Raw genomic sequence first — 16,543 nt, 5'->3', positions numbered from 1 at the left:
CCGGGGAAGCCCCGCACACCCCGCGCCGCATGCGCAAACGGCCGGGACGCCCTGCGTCCCGGCCGTTTCCGTGTTCCGCGGCCCCTCACAGCCCCCTGCGGGGCGCGGGTGGCAGTGCGCGGGCGTGAAGCCCTCCGACGTGCTGCCGTAGCCCGGCCGGCCAGGGGCTGAGCCGGCCGCCGGCAACGGCGCCGAGACCGGCGCCACTGCCGTGCAGACCGGTTCCGAATCCCTTGAAGGCGAGGTCCTCCTCGCCCGTACGGTCACCGGGCAGTGCCCGGAAGGCCCTTCGGTACTCGGAGTACAGCGCGTCGTAGATCGGGGTGGCCGAAGCGTTTCGGCCCTCGTACGGCCGGCGGGTGGGGTCGTCTGTGTGCACATAGGAGCCAACGACCCCGATGCCCGTCGGATGCGGGCCCGTCCCGGAAAACGCAGTTCGGCGGGGGTACGGGGGGCGCACGCCCCGGTCCGTGTCCGGCACGGGACCCCTGGCGCTCAGGTGCCCGCGAGCGGCATCGCGGCGGCGACCAGCCGGCCGTTCGCGGCGGCCTTGTCGAGCGCGTCGCGGAGCAGGTCCTCGCGCGGCTGCTGGCCGATCGAGCCGACCGGGGCGGCGAACACCAGGACCTTGTGCGACTTGTTGGCGGCGGTCCGCCAGCCGTCGGTGACCTGCAGCGGCTGGTGCGCCTGCCACCAGGCGACCTGGCCGCTCCCGCCGGTGCCCGGCTGGAGCACGGCGTGGAGCTGCCCCATGGCGAGCAGCACCGACCAGCCGTGCAGCGCGGGGGGCAGCTGGTCGACGGTGGAGACCGGCAGGAAGCCCTGCTCGATCAGCAGCGGCAGGAAGTCGTCGCCGCCCTCACCGAAGCTGCCGGGGCGGGCGATCGGTGCCGTCGGCTCCACGACGAGCGCGGGGTGCAGCTCGTCGCCGATCAGGACCAGGCCGCTGGTCACGCCGAGCACCGCCTGCTCCTGCGGCGCGGCCTGCATGCCGTGGCCCGGGTGGTGGCCCTGGTGGAAGCCCTGCGGCTGGTGGGCGGCCGGGGCCGCGGCCTCGCCGGTGATGGAGCGGACGGCGCCCTTGAGCTGTTCCTCGGCGACCTGGACGACCTGGGAGGGGATGCAGCTGGCGTGGGCGAAGGCGAGGACGGCGGTCTCCTCGCCGACGAACAGCACGGTGCTGGTCCGCTCCTGCTCGGAGTCGCCCGGGGTGCGGCAGGAGGTGCAGTCGTAGTTGCCCGGGGCGTTCTCGCCGGCGAGCAGCCGGTCGGCTTCTTCGTCGCCGATCTCGGCGCGTACGTCCTCGCTGACGTCGAGCATGCGCGGCACGGGTTGCTCCTCGGACTCGGTGCGTGGTGGTGCGCCGGGCGGTTCCCGGCTCGTAACGAGCACAACGGGAGACTCAGGGCAAGAGTCACGCGACGGCGGCGTCCGGCCGACAGATCGTCACGGCGATACATCGACAAATCGTGAACATCCGCCGGTCAGGGGCGACACGCCGGTCCGACGGCACCGATACGACCGGCGACGGCATGCCGACAGGACGCGAGCGGTCCGATCGCCCACAGTAGGGACACGACAGGGGAAAACGGACCCCGTCCCCGGCCGGCCCCCGCGTTCCCGGGCCCGGCGAAGTCCCGTCCCGACCACCACGAATCGCCAGGGGGAGCGGCACCGCATGCACATCTCGTTCCTGCTCCACAACGCCTACGGAATCGGCGGGACGATCCGCACGACGTTCAACCTCGCCGCCACCCTGGCCGAGCGGCACGACGTGGAGATCGTGTCGGTCTTCCGCCACCGTGAGGAGCCGACCCTGGGTGCTCCGCCGGGTGTGACCCTGCGTCACCTCCTGGACCTCCGGCGGGGCAGCCCCACCTACGACGGCACCGATCCCGACTACACACGCCCCGCCCGGGTGTTCCCGCGCGGCGACGGACGCTGGAAGCAGTACAGCCGCCTCACGGACGCGCGCATCGCCGCGTATCTGAAGGCCCTGGAGGCCGACGTCGTCGTCGGCACGCGTCCCGGGCTCAACGTCCACATCGCCCGTCAGGCGCCCCGAGGCCCGGTCCGCGTCGGCCAGGAGCACCTGACCCTGGACAGCCACGACTACCGGCTGCGCCGCGAGATCGCCCACCGCTACGCCCTGCTGGACGCGGTCACCACCGTCACGGAGGCCGACGCCCGGGCCTACCGGACGCGCCTGAGGCTGCCGGACGTCCGCATCGAGGCCGTGCCCAACAGCGTGCCCCTGCCGGCCGTGGCCCCCGCCGACGGGGACAGCACCTGTGTCGTCGCCGCCGGCAGGCTGCTCAAGGTCAAGCGCTACGACCTGCTCGTCAAGGCCTTCTCCAAGGTCGTCACCGCGCGCCCCGACTGGCGGCTGCGGATCTACGGCGGCGGCGACGCGACCGGCAACGAACGCGACGCCCTGCTGGACCTGATCGCCCGGCGCGGTCTGCACAACCACGTGTTCCTCATGGGACCGGTCCATCCGCTGGAGCCGGAGTGGGTCAAGGGCTCCATCGCCGCGGTCACCTCGAACAGGGAGTCGTTCGGCATGACCATCGTCGAGGCGATGCGCTGCGGACTGCCCGTCGTCGCCACCGACTGCCCGCACGGGCCGCGCGAGATCATCGAGGACGGCGTCGACGGACTGCTGGTGCCGGTCGGGGACGAGGACGCGATCGCCGACGCCCTGCTCGCCCTGATCAACGACGACGAGCTGCGGCGGAGAGCGGGGGCGGCGGCGCTGAAGGCGTCCGAGCGGTTCGACCCGGCGCGGATCGCCGAGCGCCACGAGAGCCTCTTCGCCGAACTGGTCGCCCGGGACGCGCGCCTGCGCTCCCGCTCCGCGCTCCGGGACGTCCTGCACCGCTCGCGCGGCGCCGTGCTGGACGCGGCGTACGCACTGCGCCACCGGGCGGGCGACGCGATCCGCAGGGGGAGGGCGGCATGACCACGCCGACCCGGGGGAGGGTGCCGCGTGCCGACTGCATCGCCGACGCGGCCGGCGGCGTCACCTTCGACATCGCGGGCACCGGCGCCCCGGACGCCCTGCTCGTCCTGCGGCGCCGCGGCGGTGGCACGGGGGACACCGTCCGGCTCCCGCTGACCCCGGCCGGCGGGGACCACTCCCGCGCGGTGCTGCCCGGCACCGTCGAACTCGCCGAAGGCCACTGGGACGCGTACACGGACGACGGCGCCGCCGTCGAGCCCGGCATCCGCGATCTGCGGGCCCTGGTCGGCCGGGTGCCGGAGGCGGGCCGGATCGCCGCCCGGGTCCCGTACCCGACCGCCGACGGGCGCCTCGCCGTGCGCTGCTGGCTGCGCCAACCGCACGCCGAGGCCGGGGACATCGGCGTGGCGCAGGGGGCGTGCACGGTCGAGGGGGTGCTGTACGGGGCCGTGCTCGGCACCGGGGCCGTGGCGGAGGCCCGGCTGGGCGGGACCGTGCACCAGGTGCCGCTGACCGCCGTCGGGGACGGGGGCGAACGCTTCGCCCTGGCAGTTCCGTACGCGACGCTCGCCGGGCCCTCCGTGGACGGGGACCGGCTGTGGACCCTGTGGCTGCGCCCCTCGGAGGGAGCCGGGCCGGTACGGATCTCCCGCATCCTCGACGACGTCTGGGACCGGCGGAACGTCTTCGTGTACCCGGCGCACGAGGGGGAGGGCTACCGCGCGGCGCCCTGCTACACCGCCGACAACGACCTCTGCGTGCGGCTGTCGCCCGTGACGTGACCGGCCGCGACCTGTGCGTGTGGCTGTCGCCGGCGACGCCACCGGCCGCGTCACCCCGGAACTCCCGATCAGGACAGCGCCTGTCCGCGATCTCCGGCAGACTCGCCCCCATGCTGGAGACCTCGGCGCGACTGCTGCGTCTGCTGTCCTTGTTGCAGGCCCACCGTGAATGGTCCGGGGCGGAGCTCGCCGACCGGCTGGGCGTCACCGCGCGCACCGTGCGCCGGGACGTCGACCGGCTGCGTGAACTCGGCTACCCCGTCAACGCCAGCCCGGGCACCGGCGGCGGCTACCAGCTCGGCGCCGGTGCCGAGCTGCCACCCCTGCTGCTCGACGACGACGAGGCCGTGGCGGTCGCGGTGGGGCTGCGAACCGCCGCCGGGAACGGCATCGAGGGCATCGGGGAGACCTCGGTACGCGCCCTGGCCAAGCTCGAGCAGGTCCTGCCCCACCGGCTGCGCCGCCGGATCGGCGCGCTCAACGCCTTCACGGTGCCGATGCTGCGGGCCCCGCAGGACCAGGCGGACCCCTCGGTCCTGACCGAGCTGGCGAACGCCTGCCGCGACAGCGAGCGGCTGCGCTTCGCGTACCGCGACCACAACGGCTCGGTCAGCCGCCGGACCGTCGATCCCCACCGGCTCGTCTGCACCGAGCGCCGCTGGTACCTCGTCGCCTGGGACGTCGACCGGGACGACTGGCGCACGTTCCGCGTCGACCGGGTCACCCCGAAACCGCCGCACGGGCCGCGCGTCCCGCCGCGCACCCCGCCCGCCGAGGACCTCGCCGCGTACGTGTCGCGGGGGGTGTCGACGGCGACGTACGCGGAGAAGGCGGTGATCAGGCTGCGGGTGCCCGTCGAGCGCGCGGCCGCGGCCGTGTCACCGTCCGCCGGGGTGCTGGAGCCCGAGGGGCCGGACAGCTGTCTGCTGCGTACCGGTGCCGGCAGCCTGGACGTGATGGTCGTTCACGTGGTGCTGATGGGCTTCGACTTCGAGGTGGTCGAGCCCGCGGAGCTGATCGAGCACATCAGGACGGTCCGCGACCGTCTGGGCCGGTCTCTGGACGCCGCCGGCTGACGTCGTCGTGCGGGGAGTCCGGCACGGCCGGGCGCAGCGCCGCGTACTCCGGGTGGTGCAGGTCGAACGCGGGCGACTCCGAGCGCACCCGCGGGATGGTGGTGAAGTTGTGCCGCGGCGGTGGGCACGACGTCGCCCACTCCAGCGACCGGCCGAACCCCCAGGGGTCGTCGACGGTGACCTTCTCGGCGTACTTCGCCGTCCTCCACACGTTGTAGAGGAACGGCAGCGTGGACGCGCCGAGCAGGAAGGCGCCGATCGTGGAGACCGTGTTCAGCGCGGTGAAGCCGTCGGCGGCCAGATAGTCCGAGTACCGGCGGGGCATGCCCTCCGCGCCCAGCCAGTGCTGGACGAGGAAGGTGATCTGGAAGCCGAGGAACAGCGTCCAGAAGTGGATCTTCCCGAGGCGTTCGTCGAGGAGCTTGCCCGTGAACTTCGGCCACCAGAAGTAGAAGCCGGCGAACATCGCGAAGACGACCGTCCCGAAGACCGTGTAGTGGAAGTGGGCCACGATGAAGTACGAGTCGGTCACGTGGAAGTCCATCGGCGGCGAGGCGATGATGACGCCGGTCAGCCCGCCCAGGAGGAACGAGACGAGGAAGCCCACCGCCCACAGCATCGGCGTCTCGAACGACAGCGAGCCCTTGAGCATCGTGCCGCTCCAGTTGAAGAACTTGACCCCGGTCGGCACGGCGATCAGGAAGGACAGCAGCGAGAAGAAGGGCAGCAGCACGGCGCCGGTCGCGAACATGTGGTGGGCCCACACCACCACCGAGAGCCCGGTGATCGCCATCGTGGCCCCGACGAGCGTCAGATAGCCGAAGATCGGCTTCCTGGAGAAGACCGGGATGATCTCCGTGATGATGCCGAAGAACGGCAGCGCGATGATGTAGACCTCGGGATGGCCGAAGAACCAGAACAGGTGCTGCCACAGCAGCGCGCCCCCGTTCCCCGCCTCGAAGACCACCGAGCCGAACCGCCGGTCGGACTCGAGCACCAGCAGCGCCGCCGCCAGGACCGGGAACGCCACCAGCACCAGGATCGTGGTGAAGAGGATGTTCCAGGTGAAGATCGGCATCCGGAACATCGTCATGCCCGGCGCCCGCATCCCGATGATCGTCGCCAGGAAGTTCACGGACGTGAGGATCGTGCCGAAACCGGACAGCGCGAGGCCCATGATCCACAGGTCGATGCCGGCGCCGGGTGAGCGTTCCAGGCTGTTGAGCGGCGCATAGGCGGTCCAGCCGAAGGCGGCGGGGCCGGTGGGCACCAGCAGCGAGCCCAGCACCATCAGCCCACCGAAGAGGAACAGCCAGTACGAGAACATGTTCAGCCGCGGGAAGGCGACGTCCGGCGCGCCGATCTGCAGCGGCACGATCTCGTTGGCGAAGCCCGCGAAGGTCGGCGTCGCGAAGAGCAGCAGCATGATCGTGCCGTGCAGCGTGAACGCCTGGTTGAACGTCTGGTTGGTGATCAACTGGAGTCCGGGGCGGGCCAGCTCCGCCCGCATCAGCATCGCCATCAGCCCGGCGATCAGGAAGAAGACGAACGACGTGACCAGGTAGAGGTGCCCGATCTTCTTGTGGTCGGTGGTCGTCAGCCAGTCCACTACCACCCGGCCCCGCCGACGCACCGGCGCCGGTGAGGCGGCGGCCTCGGCGGTGTCCGTGCCCATGGGGCGATGCTAGCCACGGGGGTCCCGACGGGCCGGTGGGACACGGAACGGAGCGCGGCGCGATACGCGTACGGGTGAGCGACCGGTTCGTCCTGAGCCGTCACCGATTCGTCCGGAAGCATCTGCGGTTCGTCCAGAAGTAGGACGTGCATAAGACGCGATGAATTCGTGCTGCGCGGACGGCGGGGGAATGTGTGCGGCGGAAGGTATTCACGGCTCGGGACGGGACGGTGCGACGACGGTCCGGGAATTCCGGGGGAATTTCTGTGCGAACAATTCGGATTGACCGCACTGGTGATCGACCGTCCGCTAAACGTGTGTCGTGAACCTGTGACAGAAGCGTGACCGGTGGGGTACGTGGGACGGCAGATGAGTACGGTCCCGCGCTTCCGGCCCGCTTTTCGCCGGCCGCCGGCGGGCCTTCCGTCACCGTCCGCTGCCGCCTACGGTGATGTCCATGGCACCGATACCGACCCCCTCAGGACAGCCGGACGACGCCCCGGAGTCCTATGTCGGCCTCGACTCCGGCACGGCCGAGCGTCGCGCGCGCAGCCGCGGCTGGACCACCGTCAGATCGCTTCCGCCCGGCTCCGTCATCACCATGGAGTTCCTGGAGGGCCGGCTGAACTTCGAGGTCGACGACGGCACGGTCCGCCGCTGCTGGAAGGGCTGACCGCACGGGCCGGACGCGCCCGGACGGCCCGGCGGACACGGTGAAGGCCCCGACCGGGGTCGGGGCCTTCACCACGGGGCTCTGCGCGGGCGGCGTGGCGGCGGGCCGTCAGCCGCCCACCGGGCGCGAGCGGGGCGGGCGCCGGTTGCCGGCCGGGGTCAGGGACGCGTGCGTCGCGTGCGGGGACCGCCCCACGGCGTGCGTACGGGCTTGCGGATGCCGGGCGGTCGCCGTCACGGCGGGCGTGCCGGACGCGCCCGCCTGCTTCTGCCCGGCCGGTACCGCCGCGCTGCCGACGGTGCTCCGCGTCCCGGCCGCACGGACGCCGCTCGTCGCGCCCACCGGGCGCCGCACGGGCTCCCCGCCGTCCTCGGCCGGCAGCCGCTGCGGGTATATGGCCGGCCGCGGGCCGCCGGAGGCGACGGGCAGCGACGGCACCGGCAGCCGACGGGCGCGCAGCTGGTCCCGCAGCGAGAGGATCGCGTCCTCGACGCGTCCGATGAGCGGCTCGCACCACGGCAGGGCGAGCAGGATCAGCAGTCCGGCGGCCCAGCCCAGCAGCACATCGCTGAGCCAGTGCGTGCCCAGGTAGACGGTCGTCAGACCGACGCCCAGGGCGACCACGGCGGAGAGCGCCGACAGGTACCGCCGGGCCAGCGGCGTGGTGGCCAGATAGGCGAGGATTCCCCAGGTCACGACGGCATTGGCGGTGTGGCCCGAAGGAAATATATCGCCGCCGGCGAAGAGCTCGGCGGAGCCGATCTGCGTCGCGTAGTGCGGGCCCAGCCGGCCCAGGCCGAGCTTGACCGCTCCCACGGTGGCGTTCAGCAGCAGCAACGAGGCGCCCAGGACCAGCAGCGGGCGCAGCGTGTGCTGTCGCCACGAGCGCCAGCCGAGCCAGGCGGCGACCATCACGGCCGTCGGTCCGCGCTGGCCGAGCACCACGAAGTAGTCCAGGAACGCGTGCAGTTCGGGCCACTGCTGATACGGCCGGAAGAGCATGACCTTCCAGTCGACGATCACCAGCCAGGACGAGATGAGCACGGCGACGACGATCGCGAGATAGAACGCCGAAGTCCCGCCGAAGAGGGCGAGACGGGTGCGGCTCATCCGCGGGATCTCTATCTTCGGCGGCTCCGGCTCCCGGTCCAGACGGGCAAAGATGTCGGTACGCACCCAATCGACGTTACAGCGAGTGAGTGTCCGCCCAGGCCGATCCAGGCTCTTCGTGATGACGATGTGATGTGGACTATGTCTCAGCGGCCCATTGAAAGGGCGCCGCCGGCTAAATCCCGGCGGCCCCGATCCCTATTGCGCCGGCCGGTTCTCCGCAAGTGTGTTTGCAGGCGTCGGTAACGCTTCACGGGATTGCCGAACCGAATTCCGGAACCGTTCGGGGCCTCCGCGGCGCCGTCCGGAGGGCCGGCCGGGCGTGGCGTACGCCACACCCGCGCGGCCGTCGAGGTGAGAGGTGCACCACGCGCCGCCGCCCGGGACTCGCGTACTCTGGCTGATCACTCGCCCGTCGATGCCGGGCCGCCCACCGGGCCAAGCCCCGGCCGGGCCCACCGACGCGAGAAACCCAGCAGGAGGTACGTACATGTTCGGGAGGACCACGGCCGGAGCACGCCCGCGTGCCGCCGGCGGCGGTGCCAACCGCTGGGTCGTCCTGCTCGTCCTGTGCGTGAGCCTGCTCCTGGTCGCGCTGGACGCCACCGTCCTGCACGTCGCCGTGCCCGCCGTGACGGAGGACCTCCGCCCGTCCGGGGTCGAACTCCTGTGGATCGTCGACGCCTACCCCCTGGTGTGCGCGTCGCTGCTGATCCTGTTCGGCACCCTCGGCGACCGGGTCGGGCGCCGGCGCGTCCTGCTGCTCGGCTACGCGCTCTTCGGCGTCGCCTCCGCCGTCGCCGCGCTGGCCACCACGCCCGAGGTGCTCATCGGCGCCCGGGCCCTGCTCGGCGTCGGCGGCGCGATGATCATGCCGGCGACGCTCTCCATACTCCGGGCCGTCTTCCCGGACCGGCGCGAGCGGGCCACGGCCATCGGCATCTGGACCGCGGTCGCCGCGGTCGGCGCCGCCACCGGTCCGGTCCTGGGCGGCTTCCTCGTCCAGCACTTCTGGTGGGGCTCGGTCTTCCTGATCAACATCCCGCTGATGCTGCTGATCCTGCCGGTCGGTCGCTGGCTGCTCCCCGAGTCCCGGGGCGACCGCGAAGGGCCGTGGGACGTCCTCGGGGCGCTCATGGCCGCCGCGGGAGTCCTCGGCATCGTCCTCGGAGTGAAGCGGCTCGGCGCCGGCGACGCCGTGCTGGACCTCCGCACGGCCGGCCCGCTGCTCGCCGGGGCCGTGCTGCTCGCCCTCTTCGTCCGCCGCCAGAAGAGCCGCAGGCATCCGCTCGTCGACATCCGGATGTTCGCCAGGGCGACCTTCTCCACCTCGGTCGGCTGCATCGTGCTCGCCATGCTGGCGCTGGTCGGCCTGGAGCTCATCGCCGTCCAGTACCTCCAGCTCGTGCTCGGGCTGAGCCCGCTGGAGACCGGTCTGCGGCTGCTGCCGCTCACCTTCGCCGCGATGGCCGCCGGGGCCACCGGCTCCTTCACCCTCCGGCGCCTCGGCCCCCGCCGGATGGTCGGCTGGGGCTTCGTGCTCACGGCCGCCGCCGTGGTCCTGCTGACCCTGATGGGGCAGCACGACCGGCCGCTGCTGCTCACCACCGGATTCGTCCTCCTCGGCTTCGGGCTGCAGACCACGCTCTTCGGCGCGTACGAGTCGATGCTCAGCGAAGCCCCGCCCGAGCAGGCCGGCGGCGCGGCCGCCATCGGCGAGACCTCCTACCAGCTCGGCGCGGGCATGGGCATCGCGCTGCTCGGCAGCGTCATGAACGCCGCCTACGCCCCCGGGCTCGACGACGCCACGAGCGTCCCGCCCGCGGCGCGCAGCGCCGCCGGGCACTCGCTCGGCGAGGCCTACCAGGTGGCCCTCCAGCTCGGCGGACCCGTGGGGGACGCGCTGCGGAGCGCCGCCCGGCACGCGTTCGTCCACGGACTGCACGTGACGCTGTTCGTCAGCGCGGGCCTGCTGCTGCTCGGGGCGCTCGCCGCGCTGCGGCTGCCGAAGGTCATGGAGTGCGCCGAGCCCGACGACCCGACCGGCCTCCCGGCCGCGGAGCAGCCGGCGCCCGCCCGGTCCGGGCACGCCGTGCCCGAACCCGCGCTGCCGGGCGCCCCGCTCCGGGACCACGTCCGTGCCGAGTCGGCGGTGCCGGCACGCCGTACGCCCGCGGAGGCGGCCGGCCCGGCACGCACTGGACGCACGGCACACTGAGCCGTAACGTCAGCGCCGAGCATTAACTACCACTGCTAGGTTCCCAGGTCACCGGCAGCCGCCCGGACCTGGACAGTGCCGTGCGAGCCGCCGGAGGCACCCTCATGTCCGCACCCCCGAAGCTCCCGCCCTTCGACCCCGCCGACCCCCTCGGCATCGACGATCTGCTGGAGCCCGAGGACCTCGCGGTACGCGACACCGTCCGCTCCTGGGCCGCCGACCGCGTGCTTCCGCAGATCGCCGACTGGTACGAGAGCGGTGAACTGCCCTCCGTACGCGAACTGGCCCGGGAACTCGGCTCGATCGGTGCCCTCGGCATGTCGCTGACCGGCTACGGCTGCGCCGGCGCCACCGCGGTCCAGTACGGACTCGCCTGCCTGGAACTGGAGGCCGCCGACTCCGGCATCCGCTCGCTCGTGTCCGTCCAGGGCTCGCTCGCCATGTACGCGATCTGGAAGTACGGCTCCGAGGACCAGAAGCAGCGGTGGCTGCCGTCCATGGCGGCCGGTGAGACCATCGGCTGCTTCGGGCTCACCGAGCCCGACCACGGCTCCGATCCGGCCGGCATGCGCACCTACGCCAAGCGCGACGGCTCCGACTGGGTGCTCAACGGGCGCAAGATGTGGATCACCAACGGCTCCGTCGCCGGCGTGGCCGTCGTCTGGGCCCAGACCGACGACGGCATCCGCGGCTTCGCCGTCCCCACCGACACCCCCGGCTTCTCGGCCCCCGAGATCCGGCACAAGTGGTCGCTGCGGGCCTCCGTCACCAGCGAACTCGTCCTGGACGAGGTGCGACTGCCCGAGGACGCCGTCCTCCCGGGCGTGACGGGACTCAAGGGGCCGCTCAGCTGTCTTTCGCACGCCCGCTACGGAATCGTGTGGGGCGCGATGGGCGCGGCACGCTCCAGCTTCGAGGCGGCGCTCGACTACGCGCGGACGCGGGAGCAGTTCGGAAAGCCCATCGGGGGCTTCCAGCTCACCCAGGCCAAGCTCGCCGACATGGCGCTCGAACTGCACAAGGGAATCCTGCTCGCCCATCACCTCGGGCGGCGGATGGACGCCGGGACGCTCCGCCCGGAGCAGGTCAGTTTCGGAAAGCTGAACAACGTGCGGGAGGCGATCGAGATCTGCCGCACCGCGCGCACGATCCTCGGCGCCAACGGGATCTCCCTCGAATACCCCGTGATGCGGCACGCCACCAATCTCGAGTCGGTGCTCACCTACGAGGGCACCGTCGAGATGCACCAGCTCGTGCTGGGCAAGGCGCTCACCGGCCTCGACGCGTTCCGGTAGGCCGACCGTCCCGGCCGGCCGGCGAGCGCCCTGCTCAGCTCTGGTTGAAGAACCCGTCGCCGGGGCGGCCCGCCGACTCCCCGCTGACGATCTCCGTGTCGGCGGGGGTCAGCAGGAAGACCCGGGTCGCCACGCGCTCGATGGAGCCGCGCAGCCCGAAGGTCAGCCCGGCCGCGAAGTCCACCACGCGCTTGGCGTCCGCGGGCTCCAGGGAGGTCAGGTTGACGATGACGGGAACGCCCTCGCGGAAGTGCTCCCCGATGCCGCGTGCGTCCCGGAAGCTGTCGGGGGAGACGGTGGCGATCCGGCGACCCTGCTCCTCGGCCGTCTCGGAGGCCACCCGGACGCGCGGGTCGGTCACCCACTGGTCGCCGGCTCCCGTACCCTCGGCGTACTCGTCGTCGTAGTAGCGCTCGTCGTTGTCCTCGACGAGACCGAGCCATGCACTCGCCTTGCGCACCGATCCCATGGACGCCTCCTTTCGACCGCGGTCACTTGTGGTTCCGCATATCCCTATGGTCGTCCATAATGCGGATCGCGCGCCAAGTGGATAGTCGCCGCGCAGGGGATTCGTGACGGTACTGGTGCAGAACATGTGGCGGTTCGTCAAGGTTCTTCCAGCGTAGGGGCCCTGAAGGGGCTCATATCGAAGCAAAATATGAATGTCTCGGCAGACGGGTGAGCGTCGGAGCGTCCGGGTGAACGGGCCGGCCGGATACGATGCGGGCCGCACACTCGAACGACACTCGGGGGAACGTCGTGTTCGGAATCGTCCGGCCCTGCACCCATCGCCTCACGAACGGCCTCAAGACGGAGTGGATGGCCCATCTGTGCGGGCTCTGCCTGGCACTTCGGGCGGACCACGGACAGTTCGCCAGGGTCGTCACGAACTACGACGGGCTCATCGTCTCGGTTCTGACGGAGGCTCAGGCCGAGCGCACCCCCGCGCAGCGGCGCACGGCCGGGCCCTGTCCGCTGCGGGCCATGCGCACCGCGCCCGTCGCCCGGGGCGAGGGTGCCCGGCTCGCCGCCGCCGTCTCGCTCGTCCTCGCGTCCGCCAAGGTCCGCGACCACGTGGCCGACCGGGACGGGGTGTTGGCCCGCAGGCCGGTCGCCGCTGCGGCGCGCCGGATCGCGAAGGGCTGGGACCGGGCGGGCGCCCGCGCCGGCGCCGCGCTGGGCTTCGACACGGCGGTGCTGGTCGACGCGGTGGACCGGCAGACCGGCATCGAGTCCCTGGCGGGACCCGGCACCCCGCTGCTGGTCGTGACCGAGCCGACGGAGACGGCGACCGCCGCCGCCTTCGCGCACACCGCGGTGCTCGCCGGGCGCCCCGCCAACGCCGCGCCGCTCGCCGAGGCGGGCCGGCTCTTCGGACGGCTGGCGCATCTCCTGGACGCCGTGGAGGACCGGGAGGCCGATGCCACTGCGGGCGCCTGGAACCCGCTCACGGCGACCGGCACGAGCCTCGCCGAGGCCCGCCGCCTCGCCGACGACGCCCTCCACGGCATCAGGCTCGCCCTGCGGGACGCGGAGTTCGTCGACGACCGGCTGCTGCACGTGCTCCTCGCGCACGAGCTCCCGCGCTCCGTGGACCGGGCCTTCGGCACGGCGGCCTGCTCGCACCAGGGCTACGGCGGACAGCCGCCGCAGGGCGGCAATCCGTACGGCGGCCCCCACGGAGGAGCCGCGGGACCGTACGGCTCGGCCAACCCCTACGGAGGCGGCAGTCCGTACGGTGGCACCCCCTACGGCGGCGGGTCCGGCGGGAACGGCGGCGAGCCGCCCCTGTTCGGTTTCGGCGGTGAGCCCCCCAAGCCCAAGCCCCGCGGCTTCTGGGCCGGCTGCGCGGCCTTCATCGGCCTGTGCTGCACCTGTCGGCTCTGCTGCGCCGAGGAGTACGAGGGCCCCTGGTCCCGCAAGAAGCGCGAGGGCTGCTGCCACAAGTGCGACTGCGGCTGCGACGGTTGCGACTGCTGCTGCCCCTGCGACGGCTGCTGAGCCGGTCCGCGACACCCGGCCGGCGTGCCCCCGCCGGAGCCGGTCGGTGACGCCCGGCGCGCGTGCCCCCGCCGGAGCCGGGCGCGCCGACGGCCCGTCCCGCGGTCGTCCGGCACGTGTACGCGCCGCCGGAGCCGGGCGCGCCGCGGCCCGGCCGCCTGCGACGGTCGTGGTACGGGATGCGGGCAGAACCGTCCTTCGGACGGGTGCGCCACCTCGCGGACACGGCTCCTTCGCGCTCCCCCGGCCGTTCGCGGCCCCTGGTCCCCCTCATCCCCTCCGGGCCCCGACGGGCGCGCCACCGAGCCCGCGCGTACCCCGCCCTCTCCCGGCCCCGGCCCGCTCGCGGCAGGGGTGCCCGGTGCAGGTGGATCCCGCCGACGGGCGCGTGCCGGAGCGGGGCGGCCGTTCCCACCCGCGGCGGTTCGCGCTCGGCCGGCACACCACGCCCGGGCGGCGTCTTCACCGGACCGCGCACCGGCGACCGGCGTTCGCCCGGAACGACGCCGCTGCCACGGCGGTGCTCTGCCCCCTCCGGGACCTCGACCGCCGCACCCCGCTCAGCGCATGACACGCGACCCCCGTCCCCTGCGGGCACCCATCGGGCCCGGTGCCCCACCGCCCCCGGAACCGACCACGCGGAGAGGCACCCAGCCATGACCTCCACCCGTCCGCGGCACCTCACCGTCGCCCTCGGCGGCCGGCGCGGTACGACGCACACCACTACCGTCGCCCCCTCCCGGCTCGCCGAGCGGGGGTGCCCTCGACTTCGTCACCCTCGGCGACTCCTTCGCCCGGCCGGGGCTCGACGCACTCGCGGTGCTGTCGAGTGTCGCCCCCCACCACCGGGCGGATCGGGCTGGTGCCCACCGTCACCACCACCCGCACCGAGCCGTTCCCCGTGTCCACGACCGTGGCGACCCTGGACCGGGTGAGCCGCGGCCGGTCCGGCCGGGTCGTCGGCATCTCCGCGACCGAGGCCGCCAGGGGAACGACTGACGCTGTGGCGGCGCTTCGCGGGGAAACCGGGGAAAGGACGGGAAACGGGCGCTTCGAAGGCGGTCATGCCCTGGGCGGCGCCCGGCCGGCCGGCCCCTCCTGATGCGGGACGGAGGTGCCAGCGGTCACTCCGGCCGCGCGGAAGAGCGAATTCCGGTCAACCCGGGCCCGGCCAGGGAGGGGTGAGATGCGACGCCGACGACCGCCGTCCACGGTGGGCCCGCCGGTGGCGGCGAGCCGCTGACCGCGCCGTCCTCCTCGACGCGGACGGCCGAGGGGGACAATCGCGGGCCGCCCCCGGCGGCACGCGGCCGGGCGCCCGGTGCCGTGAAACTCCCGCCTGCGTACGGGGGTTCGAACTCCGACCGCGCCTCCACACCGAGCCCGGCACGAGCCGGGTTGTCGCCGCGCACCTCCCGGCGGGCGCCGCCCCGCACGGCGCGCGCCGTACGGCGGACCTCCATGGCCGCTCATCGTTCCCGGCCCATGTCACCCGCCCCTCCCCGGCGGGGGACGGCAGGCCCGGAGCCCGAACTCCCGGCCGGGGAACGGAACCTGACCGCCAGTCGGTCCGTCCCACCCGCGACGGACCGCGGCAGCCCTTGAGGTACCACACCTCGGGGGCCCTCCGGCGTGCCACGGCGCCGCACGGCCGAAAGGTGCCCTTGCGCGGCAAGTTGGCTCGCCGAATACTCCCGAACAGCGCTTGTCAGGGGCACAACGTGACCGGATTCCGGACGCATCCCCGCGCCCGCTGACTGCGCCTCACGGGCCCGTCACCCCACAGTCGGGCCCCCGATTCCCCTCGGGAGGAACGAGAAGTGAGGATCAAGCGCACCACCCCCACCCACGGCGTGGCCAGACGAACCCGTCTGCTCGCCGTGACGACCGGTCTCGTCGCCGCCGCCGCACTGGCCGTCCCCACCGCCGCCGCGGACGAGGCTCCCGTCACCTTCAGCGCGTCCCAGCTCTCCGCCGCGAGCGACTCCGTGCTGACCGCCGATGTGGCGGGTACCGCCTGGCATGTCGACAAAGCGACCAACACCCTCGTCGTGACCGCCGACTCCACCGTCTCCAAGGCCGAGATCGCGAGGATCAAGCGGGAGGCCGGCGCCAACGCCGGTGCCCTCCGCATCGAGCGCACCCCCGGCACGTTCAGCAAGCTCATCTCCGGCGGCGACGCCGTCTACGCCACCAGCTGGCGCTGCTCCCTGGGCTTCAACGTCCGCAACAGCGCGGGCACTTCGTACTTCCTGACGGCGGGCCACTGCACCGACGGCGCGGGCACCTGGTACGCGAACTCCGCCCGCACGACCGTCCTCGGCCCGACCGCGGGCTCCAGCTTCCCGGGCAACGACTACGGCATCGTGCGCTACAGCAACACCTCCATCTCCAAGCCGGGCACGGTCGGCAGCGTCGACATCACCAGCGCGGCCAACGCGACGGTCGGCATGTCCGTGACCCGCCGCGGCTCCACCACGGGCACCCACAGCGGCACCGTCACCGGTCTCAACGCCACGGTCAACTACGGCGGCGGTGACATCGTCTACGGCATGATCCGCACCAACGTCTGCGCCGAGCCGGGCGACAGCGGCGGCCCGCTGTACTCCGGCAGCCGGGCTATCGGTCTGACCTCCGGCGGCAGCGGCAACTGCTCCAGTGGCGGTACGACCTTCTTCCAGCCCGTCACCGAGGCCCTGAGCGCCTACGGGGTCAGCGTCTACTAGGGCGCAACGGCCCAAGGCCGGTCCC

The 16,543-nt window shown here is 72.9% G+C and carries 13 protein-coding genes; 8 read left to right on the top strand and 5 right to left on the bottom strand.

Translation table 11 applies throughout. The features are described from left to right. Window positions 1-85 precede the first annotated feature (85 nt). Together QRN89_RS06995 and QRN89_RS06990 are read right to left on the bottom strand one after the other, a co-directional pair. Window positions 86-379 carry a hypothetical protein gene (locus QRN89_RS06995; RefSeq protein WP_290348481.1) on the bottom strand — a complete coding sequence of 98 codons (294 nt, stop codon included), beginning with the start codon at window positions 377-379 and terminating at the stop codon, window positions 86-88. A gap of 116 nt (window positions 380-495) precedes the next feature. Further along, window positions 496-1,329, bottom strand: a complete 834-nt coding sequence (locus QRN89_RS06990) for a DUF8842 C-terminal domain-containing protein (RefSeq protein ID WP_290348480.1) — start codon at window positions 1,327-1,329, stop codon at window positions 496-498. A 349-nt stretch (window positions 1,330-1,678) separates the two neighbouring features. Between QRN89_RS06990 and QRN89_RS06985 the strand changes: the two genes are divergently transcribed. From QRN89_RS06985 to QRN89_RS06975, 3 genes are all read left to right on the top strand, one after another. Further along, the gene (locus QRN89_RS06985; RefSeq protein WP_290348479.1) at window positions 1,679-2,962 is read left to right on the top strand and encodes a glycosyltransferase family 4 protein; all 1,284 of its coding nucleotides are present in this window, start codon (window positions 1,679-1,681) and stop codon (window positions 2,960-2,962) included. Next, a complete protein-coding gene (locus tag QRN89_RS06980; protein ID WP_290348478.1) occupies window positions 2,959-3,744 on the top strand; it encodes a hypothetical protein in 786 nt (261 codons plus the stop codon). Before QRN89_RS06985 ends, QRN89_RS06980 begins: the two co-directional genes overlap by 4 nt. A 110-nt stretch (window positions 3,745-3,854) precedes the next feature. Next, window positions 3,855-4,820 (top strand): helix-turn-helix transcriptional regulator, encoded by a 966-nt coding sequence (locus QRN89_RS06975; protein WP_290348477.1) that lies wholly within the window; start codon window positions 3,855-3,857, stop codon window positions 4,818-4,820. Here the strand turns inward: QRN89_RS06975 and ctaD are convergent. After that, a complete protein-coding gene (gene ctaD / locus QRN89_RS06970; RefSeq protein WP_290348476.1) occupies window positions 4,771-6,495 on the bottom strand; it encodes an aa3-type cytochrome oxidase subunit I in 1,725 nt (574 codons plus the stop codon). The genes QRN89_RS06975 and ctaD overlap by 50 nt on opposite strands. A gap of 457 nt (window positions 6,496-6,952) precedes the next feature. On the opposite strand from ctaD, the gene QRN89_RS06965 reads away from it, so the two are divergent. Further along, the gene (locus QRN89_RS06965; protein ID WP_290348475.1) at window positions 6,953-7,168 is read left to right on the top strand and encodes an I78 family peptidase inhibitor; all 216 of its coding nucleotides are present in this window, start codon (window positions 6,953-6,955) and stop codon (window positions 7,166-7,168) included. Window positions 7,169-7,276: 108 nt separating this feature from the next. Here QRN89_RS06965 and QRN89_RS06960 read toward each other — a convergent pair whose 3' ends face one another. Beyond that, a complete protein-coding gene (locus QRN89_RS06960; protein ID WP_290348474.1) occupies window positions 7,277-8,344 on the bottom strand; it encodes a phosphatase PAP2 family protein in 1,068 nt (355 codons plus the stop codon). A 424-nt stretch (window positions 8,345-8,768) separates the two neighbouring features. Between QRN89_RS06960 and QRN89_RS06955 the strand changes: the two genes are divergently transcribed. Both QRN89_RS06955 and QRN89_RS06950 read left to right on the top strand, forming a co-directional pair. Continuing rightward, the gene (locus QRN89_RS06955; protein ID WP_290348473.1) at window positions 8,769-10,496 is read left to right on the top strand and encodes an MFS transporter; all 1,728 of its coding nucleotides are present in this window, start codon (window positions 8,769-8,771) and stop codon (window positions 10,494-10,496) included. Window positions 10,497-10,600: 104 nt separating this feature from the next. Then, window positions 10,601-11,791, top strand: a complete 1,191-nt coding sequence (locus QRN89_RS06950) for an acyl-CoA dehydrogenase family protein (protein ID WP_290348472.1) — start codon at window positions 10,601-10,603, stop codon at window positions 11,789-11,791. A 34-nt stretch (window positions 11,792-11,825) separates the two neighbouring features. On the opposite strand, the gene QRN89_RS06945 is transcribed toward QRN89_RS06950, so the two are convergent. Further along, window positions 11,826-12,260 (bottom strand): cell division protein SepF, encoded by a 435-nt coding sequence (locus QRN89_RS06945; protein ID WP_290348471.1) that lies wholly within the window; start codon window positions 12,258-12,260, stop codon window positions 11,826-11,828. A gap of 290 nt (window positions 12,261-12,550) precedes the next feature. Between QRN89_RS06945 and QRN89_RS06940 the strand changes: the two genes are divergently transcribed. Next, window positions 12,551-13,792 (top strand): DUF5685 family protein, encoded by a 1,242-nt coding sequence (locus QRN89_RS06940; protein WP_290348470.1) that lies wholly within the window; start codon window positions 12,551-12,553, stop codon window positions 13,790-13,792. Window positions 13,793-15,612: 1,820 nt separating this feature from the next. Continuing rightward, window positions 15,613-16,518 carry a S1 family peptidase gene (locus QRN89_RS06930; RefSeq protein ID WP_290348469.1) on the top strand — a complete coding sequence of 302 codons (906 nt, stop codon included), beginning with the start codon at window positions 15,613-15,615 and terminating at the stop codon, window positions 16,516-16,518. Window positions 16,519-16,543 lie beyond the last annotated feature (25 nt).

This window comes from Streptomyces sp. HUAS CB01 (assembly GCF_030406905.1).
GTDB classification, from domain to species: Bacteria; Actinomycetota; Actinomycetes; order Streptomycetales; family Streptomycetaceae; genus Streptomyces; species Streptomyces chengbuensis.
Note: the sequence above shows the minus strand (reverse complement) of the source record. Positions and strands in the feature narration are given on the sequence as shown.